At 71.8% G+C, this 18,363-nt stretch carries 16 protein-coding genes and 1 pseudogene; 2 read left to right on the plus strand and 15 right to left on the minus strand.

Annotated features, from left to right (window positions below; translation table 11 throughout):
- Positions 1-62 precede the first annotated feature (62 nt).
- The gene (locus tag ACZ5XS_RS09230; RefSeq protein WP_468649320.1) at positions 63-2,183 is read right to left on the minus strand and encodes a SpoIIE family protein phosphatase; all 2,121 of its coding nucleotides are present in this window, start codon (positions 2,181-2,183) and stop codon (positions 63-65) included.
- Between the two features lie 229 nt (positions 2,184-2,412).
- Positions 2,413-3,318, minus strand: coding sequence for an SDR family oxidoreductase (locus ACZ5XS_RS09235; protein ID WP_468649322.1), 906 nt, complete (start codon positions 3,316-3,318; stop codon positions 2,413-2,415).
- A gap of 214 nt (positions 3,319-3,532) precedes the next feature.
- Between ACZ5XS_RS09235 and ACZ5XS_RS09240 the strand changes: the two genes are divergently transcribed.
- Together ACZ5XS_RS09240 and ACZ5XS_RS09245 are read left to right on the plus strand one after the other, a co-directional pair.
- On the plus strand, positions 3,533-4,093 hold the full coding sequence (locus ACZ5XS_RS09240) for a hypothetical protein (protein WP_468649324.1): 561 nt from the start codon (positions 3,533-3,535) through the stop codon (positions 4,091-4,093).
- Entirely contained in the window at positions 4,090-4,248 is a 159-nt protein-coding gene (locus ACZ5XS_RS09245; RefSeq protein ID WP_468649326.1) for a hypothetical protein, read from the plus strand. Before ACZ5XS_RS09240 ends, ACZ5XS_RS09245 begins: the two co-directional genes overlap by 4 nt.
- A gap of 21 nt (positions 4,249-4,269) precedes the next feature.
- Here the strand turns inward: ACZ5XS_RS09245 and ACZ5XS_RS09250 are convergent, their stop codons facing one another.
- The 13 genes and pseudogenes from ACZ5XS_RS09250 to ACZ5XS_RS09310 all read right to left on the minus strand — a co-directional run bounded on the left by ACZ5XS_RS09250 (position 4,270) and on the right by ACZ5XS_RS09310 (position 18,358).
- Positions 4,270-4,761: a hypothetical protein gene (locus ACZ5XS_RS09250; protein ID WP_468649328.1), complete on the minus strand. Its 492-nt coding sequence runs from the start codon at positions 4,759-4,761 to the stop codon at positions 4,270-4,272.
- Positions 4,758-5,099, minus strand: a complete 342-nt coding sequence (locus ACZ5XS_RS09255) for a molybdopterin dinucleotide binding domain-containing protein (RefSeq protein WP_468649330.1) — start codon at positions 5,097-5,099, stop codon at positions 4,758-4,760. Before ACZ5XS_RS09255 ends, ACZ5XS_RS09250 begins: the two co-directional genes overlap by 4 nt.
- A pseudogene (locus tag ACZ5XS_RS09260) lies at positions 5,090-5,986 on the minus strand (molybdopterin-dependent oxidoreductase); the annotation flags it as partial. The pseudogene ACZ5XS_RS09260 and the gene ACZ5XS_RS09255, both read right to left, overlap by 10 nt.
- A 192-nt stretch (positions 5,987-6,178) precedes the next feature.
- Positions 6,179-6,352, minus strand: coding sequence for a hypothetical protein (locus ACZ5XS_RS09265; protein WP_217242163.1), 174 nt, complete (start codon positions 6,350-6,352; stop codon positions 6,179-6,181).
- A 67-nt stretch (positions 6,353-6,419) separates the two neighbouring features.
- A complete protein-coding gene (locus ACZ5XS_RS09270; protein WP_468649332.1) occupies positions 6,420-9,410 on the minus strand; it encodes an esterase-like activity of phytase family protein in 2,991 nt (996 codons plus the stop codon).
- 107 nt (positions 9,411-9,517) lie between these two features.
- The gene (locus ACZ5XS_RS09275) at positions 9,518-10,453 is read right to left on the minus strand and encodes an ABC transporter permease (protein ID WP_468649334.1); all 936 of its coding nucleotides are present in this window, start codon (positions 10,451-10,453) and stop codon (positions 9,518-9,520) included.
- The gene (locus ACZ5XS_RS09280; RefSeq protein WP_468649336.1) at positions 10,450-11,571 is read right to left on the minus strand and encodes an ABC transporter permease; all 1,122 of its coding nucleotides are present in this window, start codon (positions 11,569-11,571) and stop codon (positions 10,450-10,452) included. The genes ACZ5XS_RS09275 and ACZ5XS_RS09280 overlap by 4 nt, the downstream gene beginning before the upstream one ends.
- A complete protein-coding gene (locus ACZ5XS_RS09285) occupies positions 11,568-13,157 on the minus strand; it encodes an ABC transporter ATP-binding protein (protein ID WP_468649338.1) in 1,590 nt (529 codons plus the stop codon). The genes ACZ5XS_RS09280 and ACZ5XS_RS09285 overlap by 4 nt, the downstream gene beginning before the upstream one ends.
- 13 nt (positions 13,158-13,170) lie before the next feature.
- Positions 13,171-14,271, minus strand: a complete 1,101-nt coding sequence (locus ACZ5XS_RS09290; RefSeq protein WP_468649341.1) for a BMP family lipoprotein — start codon at positions 14,269-14,271, stop codon at positions 13,171-13,173.
- A 112-nt stretch (positions 14,272-14,383) separates the two neighbouring features.
- Positions 14,384-15,136: a purine-nucleoside phosphorylase gene (gene deoD, locus ACZ5XS_RS09295; protein ID WP_468649343.1), complete on the minus strand. Its 753-nt coding sequence runs from the start codon at positions 15,134-15,136 to the stop codon at positions 14,384-14,386.
- Positions 15,133-15,882: a glutamine amidotransferase gene (locus tag ACZ5XS_RS09300; protein ID WP_468649345.1), complete on the minus strand. Its 750-nt coding sequence runs from the start codon at positions 15,880-15,882 to the stop codon at positions 15,133-15,135. Before ACZ5XS_RS09300 ends, deoD begins: the two co-directional genes overlap by 4 nt.
- Positions 15,883-15,960: 78 nt before the next feature.
- Positions 15,961-17,001 (minus strand): LacI family DNA-binding transcriptional regulator, encoded by a 1,041-nt coding sequence (locus ACZ5XS_RS09305; protein ID WP_468649347.1) that lies wholly within the window; start codon positions 16,999-17,001, stop codon positions 15,961-15,963.
- Positions 16,991-18,358 (minus strand): amidohydrolase, encoded by a 1,368-nt coding sequence (locus ACZ5XS_RS09310; RefSeq protein ID WP_468649349.1) that lies wholly within the window; start codon positions 18,356-18,358, stop codon positions 16,991-16,993. Before ACZ5XS_RS09310 ends, ACZ5XS_RS09305 begins: the two co-directional genes overlap by 11 nt.
- Positions 18,359-18,363: the final 5 nt, after the last annotated feature.

Consider the following 18,363-nt stretch of genomic DNA (forward strand, 5'->3'; position numbering starts at 1 on the left):
GACGCCTCGTGTCCGGCTCCGCAGCGGACCGGGTACCCGGCACCGCCGAGTCATCTCGGCTGTCACCGGCCCGTTCCGTGCTGCAGCACCAGGAGTGCGACGTCGTCGGTGCGCTGCTCCGTCGCACGGGCCTTCCGCAGCAGCTCGTCGATGAGCAGGTCCAGGTCCCGGTCGTCGGCCTGGGCGAGGTGGTGGGCGAGGTCGGCGATGGAGTCGTCGAGGTCGACGGTCGGCGTCTCGACGAGGCCGTCGGTGTAGAGGACGAGCAGCCCGCCCGGGGTGAGCGGGATCTCGGTCAGGGGGAAGACCGCGTCGGGGTCGATCCCCAGGAGCGGACCGGGCGTGACGTCGACGGGCCGGGTGTCGCCGTCGGGCAGGCGCAGGATCGGTGGCGGATGGCCGGCGTCGGCCAGGGTCACGCGCCCGCGGGCGAAGTCGAGGTGGGCGTAGAGGCAGCTGGTGAACAGGTCGGGGCCGAGATCGGTCAGGAGCCGGTTGGTCCTGGCCAGGACCTGGTCGGGAGCGGTGCCGAGGGTCGCGTGGGCGTGGACACCGGTGCGGACCTGGCCCATCAGGGCGGCGGCGGCGACGTTGTGGCCCTGGACGTCGCCGATGACGGCCGCGGCTGCCGTGTCGCCCAGCCGGATCAGGTCGTAGAAGTCTCCGCCGATGTCCATGCCGCGGGTCGCGGGCAGGTAGCGGGCGGCGACCCGCAGGCCGGTGATGTGGGGCAGGGTGCGCGGGAGCAGGGCCTGCTGGAGGCCGTGGGCGAGCTCGTGCTTGGTGTCGTACAGGCGGGCGCGGTCCAGGGCCTGTGCGACGAGCCCGGCGAGCGACGTCAGGACGGCGCGTTCCTCGGCAGGGAACTCGTGGGGGCTGTCGTAGGACAGGATGCAGATGCCGACGGGCCGGCCGGAGATGATCAGCGGCAGGAAGGCCCAGGCCTGCTTGCCGCTGATCAGCGGGGCTTCGGGGTAGATGCGGCGCATCTCCTCCGGGTCGGAGAAGAACGCGGGGATGCCGCTGGCCAGGGCGTGCCCGGCCGGGGTGAAGTCGGTGTCCAGGGGCAGGGCGTCGAGGCGCTCGATGGTGTGGGGGGCGTAGCCGCGGTGGCCGTTGATGCGCAGCCGGCCGCCGTCGGCGGTGGACAGGACCAGACCCTGGGCGCCGAAGGCGGGCATGATCTGGTCGGCGACCAGGTCGACGACGTCCTGCACACCGACGACCTCGGTCAGCCCGGCGGCCAGGTGGGTGAGCTGGTAGAGCCGGCCCGCGCGGGTCGGTGTGACGGTGTGCGTGGACCAGCGGCGTGCCGGTACGGGCGGGGGCTGGGCACCGCTGGGGACGATGCGGATGCTGATGCCGCTGGCGTCCGGGTAGAGGTGGAACTCCAGCCACTGGTCCGGCGGGCGGCACGCGGTGAACGAAACGGCCTCGCGGCTGATCACCGCGGCACGGTAGCGGTCCTCGTAGGCGGGATCGTCGAGCCAGCGCAGGGACTGCCACGGCAGGGTGCCCAGAAGCTGACCGGCTTCGCCGCCCAGCAGCCGGCAGGCGCCGGAGCTGAGGTAGGTGAAGTGCCCCTCCAGGTCCAGGGCGCAGCTGCCGCCGGGCAGGCGCTCCACGAAGTCGGCGGCGGCCGTCGCCGGGCTCGGGGACAGGTGGCCGGTACCGGTGGGGACGACACGAGGCAGGGCGCCGGGGGCCGGGGTCCCGCCGTGTTCGTCGGCTTCCTGCAGCAGCCGGGCCAGGCGTCGGCAACGGGAGGCGATGTGTCCCCGCTCCCGTCCGGTCATGTACGGCGGACGGGTGGCCGGCCACATCAGCAGCAGTACGCCCCAGCGCCGGGCGCCGGTGACCGGTGCGGCGACCAGCGCCAAGGGATAGGGCAGCACCATCGCGGTGCGCGGATAGGAGCGGGCCATCTCCTCCTGGCTGCCCACCCACACCATCCGGTCCTCACGGACCGCCTCCGCCACCGGTGCCGGAGCCGCCGTGGACACCCTCGCCCACGGTGCGGCGAACTCGGCCGGCGCCCCGCACAGCACGTCCAGCCACAGCAGTTGCTCGTCCGGTGCGAGCAGGTAGAGGGCGCCGATGGACGCGCCGGTTCGGCGGACCGTCTCCGCGAACACGGCATCCAGTTCCTGCGTATCGGCGGCCGGGTCACCCCTGCCGGTCACGAGGCACCTCCGGCGTCGCAGGGGATCTTCCCGGACGGCCGCGGGCGCCCCGTTGCTCCGCTGGCACGGCGTACCCGTGCCGGACGTACCCGACCTCGGCCATATGAGGACGTTACGCCCATAGGGGGCGGCAGGCACGCCCTCCCGCGCACGCGCCAGGGCTTCGCACAGCAGGTGACTTCGCACGGCAGGTGACGCGTTCACGGTTCACACCGGCGTCGTGCGGCTCTCACCGGGTGTCGGCGATGCCACCGGTCACCGCGATCACCTCGCCGACCGTGAAGCTGGAGTCGGCGTCGGAGGCGAGGCAGACATACGTCGGTGCGATCTCTTCGGGCTGGGCGGCGCGGCCCACTGGCGCCTCGCTGCCGATGTGCGCCAGCCCGTCCGGCGGCATGTGCTGGTCCGCCTCGTTGAGCGGCGTCCAGGTGGGCCCCGGTGCCACCACGTTCGCGCGCACACCCCGTTGGGCCAGGTGACTGGCCATGGACTTGTTCAAGGTGACCAACGCGGCCTTGGACGCGGCGTAGTCGATCATCGTCGTACTGCCCTTGAGGGCTTCCTCCGTCGCGGTGGCGATGACGGCGTCGCCGGGCCGGAAATGGGGCAGTGCCGCCATGACCAGGTTGAAGTACGCGTAGACGTTGGTCTTGAACGTCCGGTCGAAGTCCTCAGCCGTCAGCTGTTCCAGTTCCAGCTTGCTGTTGAGATAGGCGGCGTTGCTCACCAGGATGTTCAGAGCGCCGAGTTCGGCCACGGTCCGCTCGACGGCTTCGCGGCAGAACGCCGGGTCGGTGAGGTCGCCGGGCAGCAGCAGGCAGCGCCGGCCCTGTTCGTCGATCTCGCGCCGGATCCGCTCCGCGTCCACCTGCTCCTCCGGCAGGTGGACGATGGCGACGTCCGCGCCCTCCCTCGCGTACAGCAGCGCGACCGCCCGTCCGATGCCGGAATCACCACCGGTGACCAGCGCGACCTTCCCCTCCAGCTTTCTGCTGGCCCGATAGCGGCTCGCCCGGTAGCTCGGCGCGGTACGCATGTCGGCTTCCAGGCCGGGCCACTTCTGCTTGTCGGAGTCGTAGGGCGGAGCGGGTTCGGAGACGACCTGCGGTGCGGAGTCTTCGTGCTCGGACCGCAAGGCTTCCCTTTCGTCGGTGCGCCCACGACGGGCACGAGTGGCTTCCTCCCTCTCGCGCCGCGCCGCACTTTCCCCCACCGCGTGCCCGATACGGAGAGGGCCACGCTTTCCGTCCGGGTCCGCATGTGCCCCGGCGTGTGCCCGGGTTCCCCGGGGTACTCGGTACCGCGCCGATGTCACCCGAGGCGCCGCCGATCACGAAGGGGGAGCCCTGATGGACGACAGACCGAACCCGACCGACACGGACCTGCTCGGCATCTACCTCAACGATCACCTCGCAGCAGCCACCCTCGGCGTGGACCGGGCCCGGATGCTGGCCGACGCCGAGTCCGAGCGGGACCCCGAGCTCGCCCACGCGGTGCGGCCGATCCGCGACGAGATCGCCGAGGACCGGGCGGACCTGCTGAAGATCATGCGAGGGCTCGACGTCCCCGTACGCCGCTACAAGATCGTCGCAGGGCGACTGGCCGAGAGGGCGGGCCGGCTCAAGACCAACGGCCGGCTCGTCCGCCGTTCTCCGCTCACCCCGATGCTGGAGGTGGAGCTGCTGCGCCTGGGCGTGGAGGGGAAGGCGGCCGGCTGGCGGACGCTGCGCACCCTCGCCGACGCCGACGACCGTCTCGACCCCGGGCACCTCGACGACCTGCTCGCACGCGCCCAGCGCCAGCTGGACACGCTGGAACGGCTGCGGCTGCGACAGGTCACGACGGTCTTCCAGCAGACCGACGACCGGTCCGACGACGTCCGCCCCGTCCCCCAGGAGGCACGCTCATGAACGACCACACCCCCTCCCAGGCCGAAGGCGAACGCGAGGAGACCGACACCCGGAACACGGCCGACGGCCCGGCTGCGGACCACCCGACGCCCTCCCAGGCCGAGGGCGACCGCGATGACGCGGACGACACCGGCGGCTCCGGCGACGGGTCCTGACTCCCGCCCTGGCGAGCGCCCTCACGCACTGGCGAGCAGCTGCGGCGAGAGTTCCTTGATCATGGTGGTGGTCCAGCGCATCTGACGCAGCGTCCGCGGGTGGCAGGAGCCGGCCAGCCGGAGCAGCCGGTCGTCCGACGTGGCCTGTGCGACCTGCGCGAGCATCTGCCAGTGCAGCGAGTTCCGCGTGGCGGCCAGGTGCAGTTCGCGCAGGTCGTACAGGAGGAGCAGCCCGGTCTCCGGGCGGCGGCCGAGGGCTTCGGCGGCCTTCTCCTTCAGCGCGGTGAGCGCTGAGGACGAAGGGTCGCCTTGTGGGCCGGGCAGGTCGAGGTCGTAGTGGCGGCCCACGTCGGCGAGCCGGGTGGCGTGCTCACGGGACCAGCGGGACAGGTCCGTCGCCACATGGTGGATCTCGTGCTCGGTGCGGTGACGTGCCGCGGTCGTCAACAGGTCCCGCCGCAGCGTGCGTTCGCCGTCGTGGAGGATGCGCAGCGTGGTGGTGATGCCGCTCATGTCCTGCTCCCCGCCGTGTCGGTGGTGCTCCCGGCCCGGGCCCCGGTGTGACGGCGGGCGAGGAGGGTGACGCGGGCCGCGGCGGTCTTGAACAGGGGCTGTTTGGAGACCGGGTCCCAGTCGGTGACGGTGCCCTCGTTGGCGGCGCGGCCCGCGGCTCCGTCGGGCGGGCGGTGGCCCGCGGGCGTGTCCCAGTAGCCGTAGTGGAAGGGCAGGAACACCACGCCGTCCCGGACACCGGTGGTGCGCAGCCGGGCGCGCACCGCTCCGCGAGGGGTGCTGACCTGGACGAGATCGCCGTCGGACAGGCCCTGGTGGGCCGCCTCGGTGGGAGACAAACTCCGGCGGCCAGTTCGGCGAAGCCGACGGTGTGCGTGTCGAGGTACGCGCGGTCGATCCGGTCGGTGCGGATGATCTCGTGCAGCAGCGCGTTGAGCAGGGCCAGGTTCGTCCCCGCCCGCGGGGGCAGGTGGACGGCCGACTGGCGGGCCACCGGAGTGTGGCGCGGGTCCACGCAGACCAGGCGGGGCGGCTCGGGGCCCGCCAGCCGGTCCAGGACGCGGGTCCACAGCACGGTCTGGGTCTCGGCCATGTTGTGCCCGTACAGGGCGATGACGTCGGCGTGGTCGATGTCCTCGTAGGAGCCGGGCTGCCCGTCACAGCCGAACGTCTGTTCGAGGGCTTCGGCGGCGGTGGCGGTGCACAGGCGGGTGTTGCCGTCCAGGTGGTTGGTGCCGATGCCGGCCCGGGCGAGCACCGCGAGCGTGTAGTACTCCTCCAGGAACAGCTGCCCGGTGGTGTAGAAGCCGATCGAGCCCGGCCCGTGCCGCCCCAGCAGATCCTTCGAGCGGGCCACTATCCGGCCCATCGCGGTGTCCCAGTCGGATTCGACGAGCCGGCCGCCCTCGCGCACCAGCGGCCGGGTCAGCCGGTCCGGCGAGGCGTTCGCCTGCCATCCGTAGAGGTCCTTCGGGCCGAGGCGGCCGCGGTTGACCCGGTCGCCGGCACGGCCGCGTACACCCACGATCCGGCCGTGCCGCACGGCGATGTCCATGGCGTCACCGTTGGAGTGCAGCAGCGAGGCGGACGGCACCCACCGCTCCACCTCGTCCTCGGCGACTGTGTCCGCCAGATGGGCGTCGGTGCGTGGGGGCCACGGAGCGCCCGGGCCGTAGGGGGTACGTGCGCCCCACGGGTTCCTGATCCGATCAGCCTCGTCCACCACGATCACACCTCCACCGGGCAAGCCGCTGGACCAACTGCTGGACCCCTGAGTACCCCGCACGCACGACTCGCACCACGGGGCGCCCGCGCCGTCACGAGCCGGCACGTCCGGGAACCGCCACGTCCGGGAACGTCCGAGGACGGCGGAAGGGATCCCGCCCGGATGCCGGGCAGGATCCCCCTGTACGAGCGGCTACTTGTCGGGCGTCTCCCGCCACACCTGTGCCGCCATCACTTCCGCTTCGGCCTGTGGCGTACCGGCCCTGACCAGGATGATTCCCCGAGACCCGTCCGGAAACGTCACCGCGCGCATCGCCGTGCCCAGCGGGCCCGGCGTCGACTGCTCCGACATGACGACCCCAATCATTGGACGAACCGTCAGCGTAACGGAACCGCCCCGCCGAGCCGCTGGACGTCTCCGGCCGGGGCCGTTGTCAGGGCAGCTCGTTCACACGGTCGGTGCCGGGCGGGGCGACCGGGCTGTGGGCGGTGAGGTAGTCGGTGAGTGCCGCGAGGTCGTCCCCGCCGCCGACGGTTTCGGTGCCCTCGGCGAAGGTGGTGAATCCGTCGCCGCCCGCGGCGAGGAAGGTGTTCGCGGTCACCCGGTAGGTGGCGTCCGGCTTCAGCGGGTCGCCGTCGAGCGTGATCGACGCCGGGTCGATGCGGTCCCCGACCGGGGCGCCGCGTGAGAAGGAGTACGTCAGGCCCTTGGAGACGCCGAGCATGAGGGTGGGTGCCCGGGTGCCGGAGTCGTTGAACTGCTCCTCCAGGATCTTCTCGATCTGCGCCCCCGTCAGGTTCACGGAGACCAGCGACCCGGCGAAGGGCTGCACGGCGAAGGCCTCCGCGTAGGTGATCTCGCCGGGCGCCTCCCCTCCCGTCGACGACGCCTGCACCAGGTCCGCCCGTACCCCGCCCGGGTTCATCAGGGCGATCCGGGCCCCGCCGCGCTCCGGTGCCGAGGTCGCGGCGAGTTGGGCGTCGGCGACGAGGTTGGCCAGGTCGGATTCGGCGTCGCGGGTCTCGGAGCGGGTGATGTCCGCGGTGACGCTGCCGACGACCCGGTTGGCCAGCGGGGCGGACAGGGCCTTCCACTTGTCGATGACGGCGCTCTGGTCGGCGTCCTTGGCGCCGGTGCGGGTGACGAGGTGGTTCATCGCGGCGACCCGGTCCCGTACGACGTCCCCGGTACGGCGGTCGACCGGCAGCCGGGTCTCGGTGACCACCCGGCCGAACGACGACGCCGAGGTGACCAGGCGGGGGTTGCCGGCCGGGTCGGGCAGGGAGCAGATGTACGGCTGGTGGGTGTGACCGGTCACCACGGTGTCGATCGCAGGGTCGAGGTGCTTGGCGATGTCGACGATCGGCCCGGAGATGCCGTCGCACTGGCCGTACGATCCGGCCTGCACGCCGCCCTCGTGCAGCAGCACGACGATCGCCTCCACGCCTTGCCGGCGCAGTTCGCGGGCGGAGGCGTTGGCGGTCTCGACCTCGTCGAGGAAGCGCACGGCCTTGATGCCGGACTGGCCGGTGACCTCGGGCGTGCCCTCCAGGGTCATGCCGATGAAGCCGACCTTCACCCCGTCCGCCTTCTTCACCCAGGTGGGCGCCAGCAGGGGCTTGCCGGAGACGCGGTCGATGACATTGGCGGCCAGCCAGGGGAACTCGGCGCCGTCGTACGGCTCGTCCTTGATGAAGCAGCCGTCCTCGGGGTGGCAGCCGCCGTGCTGCATGCGCAGCAGTTCCTCGGTGCCCTCGTCGAACTCGTGGTTGCCGACGCTGGTGACGTCCAGGTGCAGCTTCTCCATGGCTTCGACGGTGGGTTCGTCGTGGAAGAGGCCGGACAGGAAGGGACTGGCGCCGATGATGTCGCCGGCGGCGACGGTCAGCGAGGTGTCGGTGCCCTGTCTCAGCTGGCCCAGCCGGGCCGCGAGGTGTTCCGCGCCGCCGACCGGGGTGGACTTCGGGTCGAGTTTGGAGCCGAGGTTGGCGTCGCGTCCGGTGGGCGGCTCCAGGTTGCCGTGGAAGTCGTTGAAGGACAGCAGCTGGACGTCGACGGTGGACGGCGGCTTCAGCGCCGTGGGGAAGGCGCGGGTGTACGAGATCCAGAGTTTCACGTCGGCGGAGTCCGTACGGCCGTCGCCGTCGAGGTCTCCGGCCGGGCCGGCGGTCGGGACGGCCGCCAGGTCCCTTGCGTCGACGGCACCGTCACCGTCGACGTCCGGCGTGCGGTGGGCCAGCAGCCCTGAACGAAGGGACAGCAGATGGAACTTGGTGACGCTGCCGTTGAAGCCGAAGTTGTCGTCGGCGACGAGGACGAGCGAGCGGGAGCCGTCGGGCAGCCTCGGTCCCCAGGTGATGCCCTCGACGTTGTCGGCGTCGGTGCCGGAGGTGGTGAAGTCGTACAGGAGCTTCTTGGGCATGGGCTTCTCGGTGCCGGACAGGGCTTCCTTGCCGCCCACGTCCGTCGCGCCGATGGTGCTGGTCCAGTAGAGGCGGATGGAGAAGCCGACACCGGAGGCGAAGGACCGTTCGACGGTGAGGTAGTCGGTCTCGTTGACCGCGAGGATCTCGGAGACTCCCCGGTCCGCCGAGTACGTGCCGACGGGGGCGGGCAGCGGCGCGGTGGGCGCGTCGGAGATCGGGTCGACCTCGTAGACGTGCTCGGCCTCCGCCTTCCCCGTCCGGCGGTCCATCAGCAGCAGGCGGGACGGGCTCTTGACCGTCAGGCCGGCCGCGGGGCCGTCCTGGACGAGGGCGTTCTCGGTGATGGTGGCCACCGTGCGCCCGTCCGGGGAGAGGGTGAGCCCTTCCAGCGCCTGGTTGTTGCGCACCCCGGCGGTGAGGGTGCCCGAGGCCGAGCGGACGGGGGCGTACGCCTGGGGCAGCGGCAGTTCGCGGACGTAGCCGCCTGAGGTGGCCGCCTCACGGACGAAGGCGGGCTGCCCGGCGGAGGAGGCGCCCTCGCTGGTCCACAGCAGGCTCTCGCCGCCGGGCGTCCAGCGGATCGCCTCGGGGTCGACCGCCTTGGGGGCGAAGGGTTCGCCGGTGGTGTCGGCGAGCACGTTCAGGGTGTCGAGGTCGGGCTTGTCACCGGCGAAGGCCGCCCCGTCGAGCGGGAGCCGGAGGCGGTAGAAGCGGGCCTTGCCGTTCTCCGAGCGGTCGTCGCTGACGGCGACGTACTCGCCGGACTTCTGGTCGTAGTCGATGCCGGACAAGCCGCCGAACGGCATGCCGAACTCCGTCGTCCCGGCGGGCACCGTGAGGGTGTCCAGGAGCCGGACGTCCGGTGCCTTCCCGGAGGCATCCGCCTCCGGTTCCGCCGCGAAGCCGTTCGTCAGGGCCAGGCTGCCGAGGAGTCCGGTCGCGGCGAGGGAGGCGAGGAGCGCACGTCTGCGGCGGCGCGAGGGTGGTCTGTGTCGCATGGGTGTCCTTCCAAGGGGAGGCACAGGGGCGTGCGGGCACGGCTCGCCGACCCGCACGCCCGGCGAGGGCGGGCGGGTGGGAGAGCCCGGAGAGGGGTGACGAGGCGTCAGAGTGAGGCGGCGGCCGGCACCGCTCGGCCCCGGCGCTTGCGGCGCCACGCGTACAGGGCGAGGGCGACCAGCGTCATCGCGTACGGGATCGTCGACACCAGCTGCGGTGGTACGTCGAGCGAGCCGAGCTGCACGGCCAGGGCCTCCGCCGCGCCGAAGCCGAGCGCGGCGAGGAACACGCCCCACGGCCGCAGGCCGCCGAGGAACACCGCGGCGAGGGCGATGAAGCCGCGGCCGGCCGTCATGTCCCGTACGAAGAAGGAGACGTAGCCCATGCTGAGGAAGACCCCGGCGAGTCCGGCGAGGGCCCCGCTGAGGGCGAGTCCGGTGTACTGGACGCGCCGTACGGCGATGCCGACCGAGGCCGCCGCGTCGGGCATCTCGCCGACCGCGCGCAGGTGGAAGCCGAAGCGGGTGCGGTAGAAGAGCCAGGCGACGAACGGCGCGGCCAGGAAGGCCAGCCAGGTGATCATGTTCTGGCCGCTCAGCACGTCGCCGACCACCGGGATGTGCTCGACGCCCGGCAGGGTGACCGTGGGCAGGCTGCCGCTCTTCAGGCCGGAGGTGCCGCCCTTGTCGTCGAGAAGGCTGTAGACGGCGTAGGCGGTGCCGCCGGAGGCGAGGAGGTTGAGGCCGATGCCGGCGATGATCGCGTCGGCGCCCAGTTCCAGGTGCAGGGCGGCGAGCAGCAGGCCCAGGAGCGTCGCCATCGCGACGCCGCTGACCGCGCCCAGCGCGACGGAGCCGCTGTACCCGGCGACCAGCGCTCCGGTGCAGGCCGCGCTCAGCATCTGGCCTTCCAGGGCGATGTTGCTGATGCCGGCGCGTTCGGCGACAAGGCCGCCGAACGCGGCGAGCAGGTACGGCGTGGCGATCCGCAGCGCGGCGGCCAGGAAGGCGCTGCTGAGGACGACGTCGAGCACGGAGCTCATCGGACGCCCACCTGCCTGCGCGCGATCCGCCGCTTGAGGAGGTCGGGCAGGGCCTGGGCGGTGACCAGCAGCACGATGACCGCCTGGATGACCACCACGATCTCGGTGCCGACGTCCGTCTGCTGTTCCATGATGTCGCCCCCGGCGCGCAGGTAGGAGTAGAAGAGCCCGGCGACCACGACGACCAGCGGGTTGTTCCGGGCCAGCAGGGCGACCACGATCCCTTCGAAGGCGAGGCTTCCGGCGAGTCCTGGTTCGAGCCGTCCGTACACGCCCTGGACCAGGTGGGCTCCGGCCAGGCCCGCGACGGCGCCGCCGATGACGAAGCTCCACTCGATGACGCGGGGCACGCGGATGCCGCCGTAGGCCGCGAAGTCGGGGTTGGCGCCGGTCATGCGGATGCGGTAGCCGAGCGGGGTGCGGGTGATGAGCAGCCACAGCGCGACGGCGGTCAGCAGCATCACCCCGAAGCCGATGTTGGCCCGGCCCAGCGGCACGCCGAACCAGTCGGTCAGGGGCGTGAGCACGGAGTCCTGCTGGATGTTCTTCGAGTGCACGGCACTGCTGCCCGGCTCCTTCAGCGGGCCGTTGACCAGGTAGTCGTAGACGCGGACGACGATCGCGTTGAGCATCAGCGTGGCCACGATCTCGTTGGCGCCGAGGCGCGCCTTCATCGATCCCGGAACCAGGCCCATCCCGGCGCCCGCCGCGGCGGCCGCGGCCATCGGCACGATCACGGCGACGACGGGCGGCAGCGGCAGGAAGACCGCGACGGTCGCGGCGGCCAGCGCCCCGGCGTAGACCTGGCTCTCGGCGCCGAGGCTGATCTGCCGGGCGCGGAAGGGGATCGCGACCGACAGCCCGAGCAGGGTGAGCGTGGTGGCGTCCTCCAGCCAGCGGCCGACGCGGAAGGAGCGGTCCAGCGGGCCGGTGAGCATCACCTCGTAGGCGCGGACCGGGTCGTTGCCGGTGGCGAGCATGACGAGGAAGCCGATCGCCAGGGCGGCCAGGATGGTGGCCAGGGCCATGCTGAGGTCGACGGCGAGGTCGCGGCGCCGGGTCGCCCGGTACTCGCGGCGGTCCTCGGTTTCGATCGCCGTCATCGGGGCGGTGGTCACGGGGCCTCCTCCCCCACGGTGTCCAGACCGGCCGTGAGCCGGTCGCGTTCGTGTTCCTCGACGCCGAGCATGTACAGCCCGACCCGCTTCTCGGTGAGGCCGGTCGTGTCGTCGAACCGGGCGACCAGGCGGCCCTCCTTGAGGACGAGCAACCGGTCGGAGAGGGCGAGGAGTTCGGTGAGGTCGGCGGAGATCAGCAGGACGGCGGCGCCCGTGTCGCGCGCGTCGACCAGGCGCTCGTACATGAAGCGCATCGCGCCGATGTCCACTCCGCGGGTGACCTGGGAGGCGATCAACAGGCTTGGCCCGGCGGAGAGTTCGCGGGCGACGATCACCTTCTGCATGTTGCCGCCGGACAGTGCCCGCACCGGGACCGACGGGTCGGGCGTGCGGATCGCGTACTGGTCGATCAGCTGCTCGGCGTGGGCGCGTACGGCGCCCGGGTGCAGGACGCCCCGGCGGGCCAGGGGCGGGCGGTCGTGGCGGTCGACGACGAGGTTGTCGGCGATGGACGCGTCGAGGGCGGCGCCGTTGTGCAGCCGGTCCTCCGGTACGTAGCCGATGCCGGCCCTGCGGTGGCCCGCCACGTCGAGACCGGCCGTGTCGGTGCCGTCGATGTGGACGGTGCCCGTGGTGGGGCGGCGCAACCCGGCGAGGATCTCGGCGAGTTCGCTCTGACCGTTGCCCTCGATGCCGGCCACGCCGACGATCTCCCCGGCGGCCACGTCGAAGTCGAGGTCGTGCAGCCACTGGCCGGTCGCGGCCTCGTGGCCGAGGCCGCGTACCCGCAGGGTGGTCTTCGTGGGACGGGCGGGGGTGCGGTCCACGTCCAGGGACATGTCCCGGCCGACCATCATGGAGGCGAGCGAGCGTTCGGTGGTGTCGGCGGTGGGGACCGTCCCCACCAGGGCGCCGGCGCGCATCACGCTCACCTGGTCGCTGATCTCCCGTACCTCGCGCAGTTTGTGCGAGATGAACAGCACGGTCATCCCGCCGTCGCGCAGCCGGCGCACGGCGGCGAACAGGTCCTCGGTCTCCTGCGGGGTGAGCACGGCGGTCGGCTCGTCGAGGATCAGGACGCGGGCCTGCCGGTGGAGTGCCTTGAGGATCTCGGCGCGCTGACGCATGCCGACCGACACCTCCTCGACGCGGGCCCTGGGGTCGACGGTGAGTCCGGACTCCTCCGCGAGCCGGGCGGTCGTCTCCACGGCCGCCTTCGGGTCGACCAGGCCGCGGCGGCCCGGTTCCACGCCGAGGACGACGTTCTGGGCGACGGTGAAGGACGGCACCAGCATGAGGTTCTGGTGCACCATGCCCACGCCCAGGGCGATCGCCGAGGCGGGGCCCCGCAGTACCCGGGGCCGTCCGCCGACCAGGATCTCGCCCGCGCTGGGCTGCTCCAGGCCGTAGAACATCTTCATCAGCGTGGACTTGCCCGCGCCGTTCTCCCCGACGACCGCCCGGATCTCGCCCCGCCGGACCTCCAGGTCCACGGCGCGGACCGCGCGCACCCCGTTGGCGTAGGTCTTGGTGACCTGGCGGGCGGCGACGGCCGGTCCGTCCTTGCCCCATGGCTCGTTCATCATCAAGGCCGTTCGATTAGAGGGCGCTGGGCACCGTGACGGAGCCGGACTTGACCTTGTCGGCGGCTTCCTGGACCTCGGTGCGGATCGTCTCGGGCACCAACTCCTTGAAGTGGTCGTCGTTCACGTAGCCGACGGCGTCCTCGGCGAGGCCGACGGTGGAGACGGCGCCGTACTTCAGGGTGTCCTTCTGGTCCTCCTGCGCGGCCTTGTACAGGGCGTTGCCGACGTTCTTGAGGATGGAGGTGACGACGGTGTTCTTCTGCGCCTGGTCGGCGAGGGTCTGGTACTGGTCGGAGTCGACGCCGAACGCGTACCGCTTGGCGCTGACGGCCGACTCGAAGGTGCCGAGCCCGGAGAGCCCGGCGACCGGCCACACCAGCGCGGCACCCTGGCCGTACATGGCGGTGCTGATCTCCTTGCCCTTGGCCGGATCGCCGAACGGCTTGTCGCCGCCCACGTACTGGACGAGGACGTCGGACTTCTTTCCGCCGGCCGCCTGGAAGCCCGACGTGAAGCCGACGACGAAGTCCTCGATCAGCGGGATCTTCACGCCGCCCATGACGCCGACCTTCTTCTGCGATTCGGTTCCCTTGAGGGCTTTCGCGGCCACCAGCTTCTCGGCCAGGAATCCCGCGAGATAAGCGCCCTCGTTCTGCTTGAAGGTGACGGAGTAGACGTTCTCGCACTTGTTGGAACAGGCGCCGTTCTTGCCGCTGTAGTCGACCGGTGCGTCGAAGACCCAGAACTTCTTGTCCGGGAATTCCGGGGCGAGTTTGCCGATGTAGTCGGTGACGTCGAAGGTGCCGGCGGCGAGGATGTCGTAGTCGTCGGCCGAGGCCGCGTCCTCGAAGCCGGGCTCCCACTTGGTGCGGTCGGAGCCGAGCTCCACGACCTTGAGCTGGTAGCCGAGGTCCTTGGCGGCCCGCTGCAGGCCGGCGTGGGCGGAGTCGAAGAACGACTTGTCGCCCAGCCCGCCGTTGATCACCAATTTGATGCGCGGCTTGCCGGAGGACGCTGCCCCGGAATCGTCCCCGCCATCCGATCCTCCGCATGCGCCGAGGGCGAGCATCCCTGTCACCGTGACCACGATGGCGGCGCTTCTTCCGTATCTCATGTTCGATCTCCTGATCATTTCTTTGCCGAGTGGGTGGCTGCGTTGACAGTAGAAAGTGCAAAACGTTTTGGCTACGTCACCCGGTTTCTGTTTCATTTCCGGTGTGGGAATTTCAGGCGTCGCTGAGCAGCGCGGTCGCGGCGATGCGCAGCGCCCGGTCGAAGTCCGCCTCGCGTTGCTCTGCGGTGAGGGCGTCACCGGTGCGGAGGTGGTCGGACACGGTCAGCACCGCCAGCGCCTCGCCGCCCTCGGCACACGCCACGGCGTAGAGTCCCGCCGCCTCCATCTCGACGGCGAACGTGCCGCGGCGCTCCAGGGCGTCGAAGAGGGCGGGGCGGTCGAGGTAGAAGTGGTCGCTGCTGAAGACCGGTCCGACGTGCACGGCCTCGCCGCCGGAGAGCTCGCGCCCGGCGGCGTCCGCGGCGGCGCGCAGCAGCCGGTAGGAGGGAGCGAGGGAGAGGGTGAGGCCGTCGACGAGGAGGCGGCTGAGGCTGGAGTCGGTGTGCGCGGCGGAAGCGATCACCACGTCCCGCAGGGACACCGAGGCGGGGATCGCGCCGGCTGTTCCGACCCGGACGATCCTGCGCACGCCGTAGTGGCGGAACAGTTCCGTGGCGTAGATCGTCACGGACGGGATGCCCATGCCGGAGGCGAGCACCGACATCGCCGCGCCCCGGTGGGTTCCGGTGTAGCCGAGGATGCCGCGTACGTCGGTGACCTGCCGCGCGTCCTGAAGGAACGTTTCGGCGATGCGTCGGGCGCGGCGCGGATCCCCTGGCATCAGGACGAGGGGCGCGAAGTCTCCCGGCCGAGCCCCGATGTGCGGTGTGCCGGTGACGGCCGTCCTCACGTCTTCGACCGTCACAGCTCCTCCCCCGCGAGCCAGCGCACCAGCCGGTCCCACAACTCGGGATACCCCTTCCAGTCCAGGAAGGGCGGCGGTGCCCAGTGCGGTGCCACGTCGGAGGTGAACGCGGCGGATCTGCCCGCGCCGTGGCCGCCGACGACGAGCAGGGGGTGCCCGGCACACTCGGCGAGCAGCGACGCCTCCGGCCGCGCGGTGACCTCGTTGAGGCCGAGCAGCGCGGGCCAGGACCGCTCCAGCCCCCGTACGACGGCGTGCTCGCCCACCACTTCGGGGAGTGCACCGGCCGGCAGCTCCACCCGGTCGTCGCGGTCCAGGATCGTCACCGGCAGGGCGGCGGCGAGCGGGGACCGTCCCCAGCGTGCGCGGGCGTCGATACCGCTGAAGGTGAGATAGCCGCCGATCATCAGCACCCCGCCGCCCCGCTCCACGAAGCCGCGCACCAGCTCGGACCGGTCGGGTGAGGGCACGGAGCTGGTGAAGGTCTCGGGCGGGAGCTGGAAGCTGTTGGCGCCCACATCGCTGATGACGACGACGTCGTACGCGTCGAACCCGTCGGCGGTGAGAGGGAGACGGGTCGGGATCTCGTGCGAGGGCACGTAGGTCACGTCGTGGCCGCGTGAGCGGAGCGCGTCCAGGAAGGCGCCTCCGCCCTCGGTGTACTCGGAGGTGTGGAAGGCGTCGAAGCCTTTCTGGTGGACCGTGTAGGTGAACCAGGACTCGCCGACAACGAGCACTCTGGGCATGGCGAACCGCCTTTCGGGGGCAGGGGGCATCGACACGGGAACTCCGTGCGGGGCGACGGCAGTTGCAGTGGGGTGAGATCAGCGGGCGGCGGGTGCCGTGCTGCCGCGGACCTTGAGTTCGACGGGAAGGGTGTGCCGGGACGCGGGCGGGACCTCGCCCCGGGTGACGTACTGGAGGAGCTGGGCCGTGGCGGTGCGGCCCACGTCGTAGGCCGGCTGGTGGACGGTGGTCAGGGGTGGATGGGCCAGCGAGGCCGCCCGGATGTCGTCGAAGCCGACCACCGAGACGTCGTCCGGCACCGAGAGCCCCGCCTCCCTCAGCGCCAGGAGGGCACCGAAGGCCATCAGGTCGTTGGCCGCGAACACGGCCGTGCAGTCCTCGAGGCGGCCGCACTCCTGGAGGAGTCCGGCGACCAGGCCGTATCCGGAGGTCTCCTTGAAGTCGCCGACGCGTTCGACGACCTCGCCCCGGAAGGCCCGGACGAACCCGTGCGCACGGGCGTTGCTGCTCTTCAGGGCGCGCGGGCCGGTCAGCATCAGGGCCCGGCGGTGGCCGAGCGCCCGCAGGTGCTCGCCGACCAGCCGCCCGCCCGCCTCGTGGTCGGCGGTGGCGATGAGGGCGCCTTCGAGGCCCTCGACCTCCTCGTCGGCGAGCGCGATGGGGAACTTGCCCATCAGTGCCTCCAGCCTTCGCCGGGACGGCGCTGACCCCGAGGCGTACACCATGCCGTCGATGAACCGGCTGCGGATCATGCCGAGGTAGCGGTCCTCGCGGTCGGCGTCGAACTCGGTGTTGCACAGGATCAGGCCGTAGCCGAGGTCGTGGGCGGCGTCCTCGGCGCCCTTGGCGAGCTCCGCGAAAAAGGTGTTGCTGATGTCCGGGATCAGCAGGCCGATCACCGAGGTGGACCCGGCCTGGAGGCTGCGGGCCAGCGACGCCGGAACGTATCCGAGCCGGTTGACGACACTGCGGACCCGGGCGGCGGTGTGCTCGTTGACCGGCCGGTTGCCGCTGAGGACGTGCGAGACGGTGGTCGCGCTGACGCCCGCCGCGGCGGCCACGTCCTTGATGGACGCGGGGCGCCTGACGGCCGCCCGGTTGTACGGCTCAGGGGTCATAGTGCTGCACCGCCCGCCCGTGGGAGGTGTCGAGGATCCGGGCCACCCGGGCGTCGGCCTCGGCCAGCAGCGCGGACTCGTCCACGGTGAGCAGCCGGCCGTCGCGCATCAGCACCCGGCCGTCGACGACGACCGTCCGGACGTCACTGGCGCGGGCGCTGTAGACCAGCGCGGCGCGCGGGTCGTGCAGCGGACGGCAGTGCAGCCCGGACAGGTCCGTCAGGACGATGTCCGCGCGCATACCCGGCTCCAGCGCCCCGATCTCCCGCTGCAACCCGAGGGCCCGGGCCCCGCCGCGCATGGCCATGCGCAGGGTGTCGGAGACGGTCATCCAGGTGGCGTCCCCCACCGCCTGCTTCTGCGTGAGGGCGACCAGCCGCAGCGCCTCCCACACGTCGAGCGTGTTGTGGCCGGCTGCGCCGTCCGTGCCGACGGCGACCGTGACGTGGGCGGCGAGCAGGTCGCGGACCGGGGTGAGCGGAGACAGCGCGTGCTTGAGGTAGACCTTCGGGCAGCAGGCCACGGCGGTCGTGTCCGCGTACTCGGCCAGCAGCGGCAGGTCGTCCTCGACGATCCCGCAGCCGTGCGCGATCAGCGCGCCGGCCTCCAGCACCCCCGTCTCGTGCAGGACCCGGACCGGGGTGATGCCGCGCCGCTCCAGGCTGGACCGGGTCTGCTCCAGGTGCTCGGCGGCGTGGACGTGCATCCGCAGGCCGAGCCGCCGGGCGTGCCCGGCGAGGGTCCGCAGGTCGCCGTCGTCGACCGTGTACGGGGCGTGCGGCCCGAGCGAGACGGTGACCCGGCCGCCGGCACCGCCGTGCCAGGTCTCGGCGAACGTCACCGTGTCCTCCAGGGCTTCCCGGCCCCGGCTGCTGAAGTACGTGGGCGCGATGTCGGCCCGCAGGCCGGTCTCGGTGACCGCCGCGGCGATCTGCTCGGGGAAGAAGTAGTGGTCGGCGAAGGTGGTGACACCGGAGCGGATCATCTCCGCGCAGGCGAGCCGGGCTCCGGCGCGTACGTCTTCGGGAGTGAGGTTGGACTCCATGGGCCAGACGCGGTCGTTGAACCAGCCCTCGACCGTCACGTCCTCGGCCGCGCCGCGCATCAGCACCATGGGACTGTGCGTGTGCGCGTTGACCAGGCCGGGAACGGCGAGCAGTCCGCGCCCGTCGATCACCTCGGCCGCGGGGTCCGAACCGGAGGGGCCGCCCGTCGGCCGTACGTCCTCGATGACGCCGTCCGCCACCACGATGTCCTGCGCCCGCAGGATCTCGCACTCGCCCTGCGGCGGGACGCGCAGCACATCGCAGCCGCTCACCAGGAGGCGGTCGGTCGGCGGAGGCGTTCTGTGGCTCATGCGGC

Source organism: Streptomyces sp. NPDC033131 (assembly GCF_055578365.1).